This window comes from Sulfuricaulis sp. (assembly GCF_049587675.1).
GTDB lineage: Bacteria > Pseudomonadota > Gammaproteobacteria > Acidiferrobacterales > Sulfurifustaceae > Sulfuricaulis.
The window spans coordinates 1-5,998 of the sequence record NZ_JBAVEJ010000089.1 but is presented as its reverse complement, the minus strand read 5'-3'; the positions used below and the strand labels follow the sequence as shown (position 1 = coordinate 5,998).

The window sequence follows — 5,998 nt, the reverse complement described above, 5'->3', positions numbered from 1 at the left end:
CACCGAGGCGGTGGTCAACGCGGCCCAGGTGCAACAGGACCGCGAGCGCCTGCGCGATGTTTTCAACCGCGACGACGTCAAGGCCCAGCTTCTCGCCCGCGGCGTCGATCCGGCGCAGGTGCAGGCGCGCGTGGACAGCCTGACGGACCAGGAAGTCCAGACCCTGAACGGCAAGCTGGATCAGCTGCCGGCCGGCGGTGACAGCTTTCTCGGGGCGCTGGTGTTCATCTTCATCGTACTGCTGATCACCGATATTCTCGGCTTCACCAATATCTTCCCGTTCGTCAAACATCCCAAGCGCTAAGCCATCTTCGCGTTGCCGATGAGTAACACTCAAACCCCCCGAATCATTTCGGGCGGTTTGTTATTTTTGATATTGCTGCTCTCCTCAGGCTGTGCCACGCTGCAAACTGACCGAGTTCGCGCCACGGCTGGCGCTTTCCCGCAACCGGTCGAGCTTACTACCGTACCGTTCTATCCGCAGGAGGAATACCAGTGCGGACCGGCGGCGCTGGCGACGGTGCTCAAATGGACCGGCGTTTCTGTCACGCCCGACCAACTGACGCAACAGATTTACCTGCCCGAACGCCGGGGTAGCCTGCAACTGGAAATGGTTGGCGCCGCGCGGCGCCACGGGCGCGTTCCCTACGTATTGCGGCCGGAACTCGAATCGCTGTTTGCCGAGGTGGCTTCCGGCAACCCGGTGCTGATTCTGCAGAACCTGAGTTTTTGGTGGTATCCGAAGTGGCATTACGCCGTGGTCGTGGGCTTCGACCTGCCGCACGACCGGATCGTACTGCGCTCGGGACTAGAATCGCGTCATGATATCCCCATCGAAATATTCGAACGAACCTGGCGCCGCTCCCATTACTGGGCGATGGTGGTGATGTCGCCAGACCGGCTGCCATTCACGGCCGAGGAAATTCCGTACGTGCAGGCGGTCGCGCCGCTCGAACGACTCGCGCGCTGGCCGGAGGCGGGCACGGCATACAGCACCGTGCTCAAGCGCTGGCCGAAAAGCCTTGGCGCGCGGATGGGGCTGGGCAACAGTCGCTACGCGCTCGGGGATGTGTCAGGCGCCGAAGAAGCGTTCCGGCAGGCGGCGCAGGATCATCCCAACGCCGCCGCGGCGTTCAACAATCTCGCACAGGCTCTGGCGGATCAGAACAAATGGCCAGAGGCGCGTACCGCCGCGCAGCGCGCCGTGGAACTGGGCGGGCCGCAGATTGACACCTTCCGTGAGACCTTGAAGCAGATCGAGGCGCAGTCGGAGCAGAATACGGCTCAGTGACGCGCCGCGGGCGGCTGCAATTCCTCGAACACGAGCTGCACGCCGACGCGCAGGTATTCGACGATCTCGATCAGCGCCCTGGCCTCTTCCTCATCCGCCAGCGAGCTATCCAGCTCGGCTTCGGAGATGCGGGTGATGTCGCGTACCACCTCGCCGGCATCGCCTGGCAGCATCTGCGACTCCTTCACGCCTCCGGCATACAGGCCGAAGAGATAACCGCGGCACCAATCGGTCAGCCCCTCGATCTGCTCGGCCAGGCTGTGGTCATCGCCGGGGAGCAGCGGCACAAAATCGCATTCCACCCCGCTCAGGTGTGCGTAGGCGGATCGGTGCATCGCCGCCAGCAATTGCGCCAGCGCCTCCGGCGCTTCGCGGTTTTTTCCTGCCTCGCGACCGAGGACCAGATCCTGCCAGGCCACGCCGGCGCCTTGCGGCGCGCACAGCACACCGGTAATGATCCCATGCGCCTCGGCCGCACGGGTGGTAACGCCGGCTTCGTGCAGCAGACGCGTTGCATGGTCGTAGGCGGGAAGATCGGGGGTGGTTTCCACAGTGCGCGAACGTGGTGCCAGACGGCGATCCGAATGGTGGAAAGAAAGTCTACACCCGAGCGCCCGGGGCCGGAAGCGTTGACCCGTGCCGGCGTCGGTCCTATAGTGGGCATATATGGCTAACGACGATCGCGCGGAAAGCACGGACCTCAAGATTCTGGAAAGCCGCATTGATGAACTCATCGAGACCTGCCGGCGTCTCAAGAGCGAGAATCACTCGCTCAAGTCCGAGCAGAACAACCTGAACGAACAGCACGCGCGGCTGATGGAGAAAACCCGTGTCGCCCGCGCGCGCATCGAAACCATGATCGACCGCCTCAAGGCGCTGGAGCGCAGCTGACGTGAAGGAATCGCGCGACGGAGTAACCGTCACCATTCTCGGCAAGGAGTTCATGGTTGCCTGCCCCGAGGACGAACGCGCCGCACTGACGGCGGCGGCCAGCTATCTCGACAAAAAAATGCGCGAGATCCAGACGAGCGGCAAGGTCATCGGTACCGAGCGCACCGCGGTCATGGCCGCGCTCAACATCGCGCATGAATTCCTCGACTTGCGCAACCGCGGTGGCCTGGCTATTGACACCGTGCAGAAAATAAAATTCCTCCAGACCAAGATCGACGCCGCGTTGCGCTGGGATGCACAAACCCGCCAATAGGTATATATTTGTAATGCGCCCCCTGCGGTGTGCGTGATTGCTCCAGTTATCCTCTGAACCTATAAGTGCTTTTAACGGGAGCCGGATTGTAGATGCTGTTGTGCATGCCCGCCTCGTTGCGGGAAGCCTGATGCATCTCTGAGGCACCCACTTGAACCTCACGGTTCAAGGCTACGGAGCAACACGGCATCTGCGGAGGGCGTCTTTCTTTTTTTCTTGACGATTTCCGTGCCCAAAGATAAATCCGACCTGCGCCGCACCCTGCGCACCCGACGCCAATCGCTGTCCGCCGAAGATCAGAAACTCGCGGCACGCGCGCTTGCCATGAACGTAGCCGGCACGCGCCTGTTCCTCGCCAGCCAGCGTATCGCCTGTTATCTCCCCAACGACGGCGAGATCGACACCCGCCTTGTCATCGAGCACATCCGCCGGCTGCGCAAAATCCTTTACCTGCCGGTGCTCTCGCCGCTGGCGCACGACCGGCTGTGGTTCGCCGAGGCCAAACCGAAGACCAAGCTGGTCCCGAACCGCTTCGGCATCCCCGAGCCGGCGGTGCCGGCACGCCAACTGGTGCGGGCGCAGGAACTGGATTTAATCCTCATGCCGCTGGTGGGCTTCGACGACCATGGCAACCGGCTGGGCATGGGCGGGGGTTTCTACGACCGCAGCCTGGAGTTCCTGCGCCACCGCACCCGCTGGCACAAGCCACAGGTGCTCGGAATCGCGTATGATTTCCAGCGGATCAACGGATTGACGCCCGATCCCTGGGACGTTCCCCTGCAGGGCGTCATCACCGACCGGGCGGTCTATCTTTACTAACAGTCATTAGATTTATTTCGAAAAGGTACCAGTCATGAATCTGCTCTTTATCGGCGACGTGGTCGGTCAACCCGGACGGCGCGCCATTTCCGATCAGCTCCCCACCCTGCGCCAACGCTTCAAGCTCGATCTCGTCGTGTCCAACGCCGAGAATATCGCCGACGGCGCCGGCATCACCAAAAAGACCGCGAATGAATTGTTCGCCGCGGGCGTGGACGTGCTGACCAACGGAAATCACGCCTGGGACAAGAAAGAAGCCCTCGAATACATCACCACCGAACCGCGCCTGCTGCGCCCGCACAATTATCCCGACGGCACGCCCGGCACCGGCTGGTTCGTGGCCACGACTGCCGCCGGGTACAAGGTCGGCATTCTCAATCTCATGGGCAACGTCTTCATGCACCCGCATCTCGCCTGCCCGTTCGCCGCCGCCGAGCGCGCGCTTGCGGCGAAACCGGACGACGTCAAGATGGTGCTCGTGGACCTGCACGCGGAAGTCACCAGCGAGAAAATGGCCATGGGCTGGTATCTCGACGGGCGCGTGAGCGCCGTCGTCGGCACGCACACCCATGTGCCGACCGCGGATGAGCGCCTCCTTCCGCGCGGCACCGGCTACATCACCGATGTCGGCATGACCGGCTGCTATGAATCCGTCATCGGCATGGACACGCAGAAATCGCTCAAGCGATTAGTGCAGAAACTGCCCGAGCGCTTCGAGGTGGCGGAAGGCCCCGGCACCATCTGCGGGGTGCTGCTCGACCTCGACGAAGGCACCGGCCTGTGCCGCACCATCACGCGCCTGCGGGTTGACGAAAACATCGCCCAGGCCACGATCAAGGTCGCCTAATCTTCGGGACTCCTGCCGGGATGGAACTCACCCTCGTCATCGGCAACAAGAATTATTCCTCCTGGTCGCTGCGGCCGTGGCTGGTGCTGAAACAGGCGGGTATTCCTTTTCAGGAAGTTTCCGTCTCGCTCTACACCGAAACATCGAGCGCCGAGATCCGAAAGTATTCACCCTCGGGTAAAGTACCGGTGCTGATCGACGGCAAAATCACGGTGTGGGAATCGCTCGCGATCGGCGAATACCTCGCCGACAAATTCCCGCACAAGCATCTGTGGCCAGCTGACCCGGCGGCGCGCGCCGTGGCACGATCCGTGGCCACCGAGATGCACGCGGGCTTTTCGGCCTTGCGCCAACACATGTCCATGAACTGCCGCAAACACCTGCCCGGCAAGGGCCACACTCCAGAGGTGCTGAAGGACATCGCGCGCATTTCCACTCTCTGGAACGATTGCCGCGCGCATTTCGGCAAAGGCGGCGGTTTCCTGTTTGGAAAATTCAGCGTTGCCGACGCCATGTACGCGCCGGTGGCGCTGCGCTTCGTGACCTACGCGGTCGAACTCGACACAGTCTGCGCAGCCTATGTCCAAACCATCACCGCCCTGCCGGCGATCCAGCAGTGGGTCGCGGACGCGCGCGCCGAGACCGAGGTCATCCCGCCATTCGAGCCGTACGCATGAACTACTGGCTGATGAAATCCGAGCCAGAGTCGTTCAGCATCGCTGACTTGAAATCGCGCCCGAAAAAAATCGAGCATTGGGACGGCGTGCGCAACTACCAGGCGCGCAATTTCATGCGCGCCATGAAAAAAGGCGACCTCGCGTTTTTCTATCACTCGAGCTGCGCAGTGCCGGGCGTCTATGGCATCATCGAGATCGCGCGTGCGGCCTACCCCGATGCCACCGCCTGGGACCCGGAAAACCATCATTACGACTCGAAGAGCACGCCGGAACGGCCGTTGTGGGACATGGTGGACGTGCGTTTCAAACGCGTATTCAAGCGGCCCGTCACGCTCTCCGCCATCAAGGCACAGGCGACGCTGAAAAACATGCGACTGGTTCAGCGCGGCAGCCGGCTGTCGGTCATGCCGGTCACCGCCAGGGAATGGAATACCATCATGAATTTGGAAAAAATTGTCGAATCAACTCCGGAGGAATGAACATGAAAAAATTATTTGCCGTCCTGCTCGCCCTGACCGTTACCCTGCCTTTCGTGGCCTTCGCCGCCGCCACGGACAATCCGCGCGTGCGCATGACCACCAGCCTCGGTGTGATCGAGATCGAGCTGGATGCGAAGCACGCACCGGACACGGTGAAAAATTTCATGAACTATGTCGAGACCGGCTTCTACAAGGACACGATTTTCCACCGCGTGATTCCCGGCTTCATGATCCAGGGCGGCGGCTTTCGTCCCGGCATGGACGAGAAGGTCAAAGGCCCGGCGATCCGCAACGAAGCCGACAATGGATTAAAGAACCTCGCCGGCACCATCGCCATGGCGCGCACGCCTGACCCGCACTCGGCCGCGGCGCAATTCTTCATCAACACCGTGGATAATCCCGCGCTCGATCACCGCGATAAAACAACGACGGGCTGGGGTTATACCGTTTTCGGGAAAGTGACGAAGGGAATGGACGTGGTGAAGAAGATCGAATCGGTCGCGACCCATACCGTGGGACCGTTTCAGAACGTTCCGGTGAAGGATGTAGTAATCGAGAAGGTGGAGTTGATTAAAAAATAGCTGTCATGTCCGCGAAGGCGGACATCCAGGTAGTGAATGGTCAATAGCCGCCGAAAGGCGGCTATTGACTTTGAAAAGCTAATTGCGGGTGGCTCCGCCC

Annotated in this window: 10 protein-coding genes and 1 other RNA gene; 10 read left to right on the top strand and 1 reads right to left on the bottom strand. The window is 61.3% G+C overall.

Translation table 11 applies throughout. The annotated features are described in order from the left end of the window. A partial coding sequence (locus tag WB402_RS04760; protein WP_424205773.1) for a PA2779 family protein occupies positions 1-304 on the top strand: 304 nt, incomplete at its 5' end. Positions 305-322: 18 nt separating this feature from the next. Further along, positions 323-1,291 (top strand): PA2778 family cysteine peptidase, encoded by a 969-nt coding sequence (locus tag WB402_RS04755; protein WP_424205772.1) that lies wholly within the window; start codon positions 323-325, stop codon positions 1,289-1,291. Here WB402_RS04755 and WB402_RS04750 read toward each other — a convergent pair. After that, entirely contained in the window at positions 1,285-1,842 is a 558-nt protein-coding gene (locus WB402_RS04750) for a UPF0149 family protein (RefSeq protein ID WP_424205771.1), read from the bottom strand. The two genes, WB402_RS04755 and WB402_RS04750, sit on opposite strands and share 7 nt — an antisense overlap. 115 nt (positions 1,843-1,957) lie before the next feature. Between WB402_RS04750 and WB402_RS04745 the strand changes: the two genes are divergently transcribed. From WB402_RS04745 to WB402_RS04710, 8 genes are all read left to right on the top strand, one after another. Then, positions 1,958-2,182, top strand: coding sequence for a TIGR02449 family protein (locus WB402_RS04745; protein WP_424205770.1), 225 nt, complete (start codon positions 1,958-1,960; stop codon positions 2,180-2,182). Positions 2,183-2,234: 52 nt separating this feature from the next. Next, positions 2,235-2,495 (top strand): cell division protein ZapA, encoded by a 261-nt coding sequence (locus tag WB402_RS04740; RefSeq protein WP_424205774.1) that lies wholly within the window; start codon positions 2,235-2,237, stop codon positions 2,493-2,495. 16 nt (positions 2,496-2,511) lie between these two features. Beyond that, positions 2,512-2,698: non-coding RNA, 6S RNA (ssrS, locus tag WB402_RS04735), on the top strand. A gap of 25 nt (positions 2,699-2,723) precedes the next feature. Further along, positions 2,724-3,314: a 5-formyltetrahydrofolate cyclo-ligase gene (locus tag WB402_RS04730; protein ID WP_424205769.1), complete on the top strand. Its 591-nt coding sequence runs from the start codon at positions 2,724-2,726 to the stop codon at positions 3,312-3,314. 34 nt (positions 3,315-3,348) lie between these two features. Further along, positions 3,349-4,161: a TIGR00282 family metallophosphoesterase gene (locus WB402_RS04725; protein ID WP_424205768.1), complete on the top strand. Its 813-nt coding sequence runs from the start codon at positions 3,349-3,351 to the stop codon at positions 4,159-4,161. A gap of 20 nt (positions 4,162-4,181) precedes the next feature. After that, positions 4,182-4,838 carry a glutathione S-transferase family protein gene (locus WB402_RS04720; protein ID WP_424205767.1) on the top strand — a complete coding sequence of 219 codons (657 nt, stop codon included), beginning with the start codon at positions 4,182-4,184 and terminating at the stop codon, positions 4,836-4,838. Next, positions 4,835-5,317: an EVE domain-containing protein gene (locus WB402_RS04715; protein WP_424205766.1), complete on the top strand. Its 483-nt coding sequence runs from the start codon at positions 4,835-4,837 to the stop codon at positions 5,315-5,317. The genes WB402_RS04720 and WB402_RS04715 overlap by 4 nt, the downstream gene beginning before the upstream one ends. Positions 5,318-5,319: 2 nt before the next feature. Further along, on the top strand, positions 5,320-5,898 hold the full coding sequence (locus WB402_RS04710) for a peptidylprolyl isomerase (protein ID WP_424205765.1): 579 nt from the start codon (positions 5,320-5,322) through the stop codon (positions 5,896-5,898). The last annotated feature ends 100 nt before the right edge of the window (positions 5,899-5,998 follow it).